This window comes from Bacillus sp. mrc49 (assembly GCF_002803435.1).
The window spans coordinates 1-1,486 of the sequence record NZ_PHNG01000768.1 but is presented as its reverse complement, the minus strand read 5'-3'; the positions used below and the strand labels follow the sequence as shown (position 1 = coordinate 1,486).

Genomic DNA, 1,486 nt, shown 5'->3' with positions numbered 1-1,486 from the left:
GCCTCGATTTCACCCAATTCGATACGGAAGCCGCGGATTTTGATCTGATGATCGGCACGCCCCATATAATCCAAAGATCCATCCTCACGCCAGCGGGCCAAATCCCCGGTACGGTACATCCTCTCACCTGATGAACTGAATGGGTTGGCGACAAAACGGTCCGCCGTCAAGCCAGGGCGACCTAGATACCCACGGGCAAGACCAGGTCCGGAAACATAGAGTTCCCCCACTACCCCTGGCGGAACCGGCTGTAAGACGGCATCCAACACATACACCCCAAGATCGGGTATCGCACGGCCAATGAGGCTATTGGCTTTTATGGATGTAATATCACGATTAAGCTCTAGATAGCTGACATGTACGGTCGTTTCCGTAATGCCATACATGTTGATGAGATATGGTGCATTTTCCGGATGACGGCCATACCAATCCTCCAAACGGCTTAGTTCTAGTGCCTCCCCGCCATAAATCACATAGCGTAAAGCAAGCTGCTGCCCAATTTCCGGCATTTCCCGATCGGCCTGCATCAATTGATAAAATGCCGATGGGGTCTGATTCAGTACCGTCACTCCTTCTTTAACCAATAGCCCTAAAAATTCCATAGGTGATCGGCTGATCGAGTGCGGCACGACGACAAGCTTGCCTCCGTGGAGTAATGCTCCCCAAATTTCCCACACCGAAAAGTCAAAAGCATAGGAGTGGAACATCGTCCACACATCATTGGAATTGAAATCGTACCAATGCTGCGTCGATCCAAATAGTCTGATTACATTCTGGTGCGGAACGACAACCCCTTTTGGTACACCGGTTGAACCGGAAGTATAGATAATATACGCCGAATTCAAAGGCGATAACGGTCGGATGCGGTCAACATCCGTTGGATTGATCGGCGAATGATGCTCTAATTCTTCAATGGTACTCGCTTCATCCAGGATGATTTGCCTAATATCAGCCATCTCAGGCAGCTTCGATGCTACACTCGAATCGGTCAGAACACATGCAGGCTGGGCATCAGAGAGCATGAACGATAACCGGTCCGCTGGATACTCTGGATCCAGAGGCAGGTATGCGGCCCCTGCCTTGAGTACAGCCAGCAGGCCGATAACCATTTCCAATGATCTAGGCAAGGCCAAAGCGACGAATTGCTCCGGTCCTATCCCTTTCGCAATGAGCAGGCGGGCAAGCTGGTTCGCCCTTTTGTTCACCTCTTCATATGTCAATGAAGTCTCCCCATATACCAAGGCAATATGGTGAGGATACTTTTTCACCTGTTCTTCAAGCAGTGAAGGTATGCTCGCTTGCTCTTTTTCATCGGAATTTCCATTCCAGTCCACAAGGATTTTTTGACGCTCTTCAGGTGCCAGTATATCCAAAAGCCCTATATGCTGATCGGGTTCCGAAAGGGCGCCGTCCAATAGCCTTAATAAACGATAGATTAGCATTTCGGCAGTCTCCCGCTTAAAGAGATCTGTACTATATTCAAGGA

Annotated in this window: 1 protein-coding gene; it reads right to left on the bottom strand. The window is 49.5% G+C overall.

The genetic code is table 11. From position 1 onward, the window contains the following. On the bottom strand, nucleotides 1-1,486 hold a 1,486-nt coding region (locus CVN76_RS23645; protein WP_157805775.1), incomplete at both ends, for a non-ribosomal peptide synthetase.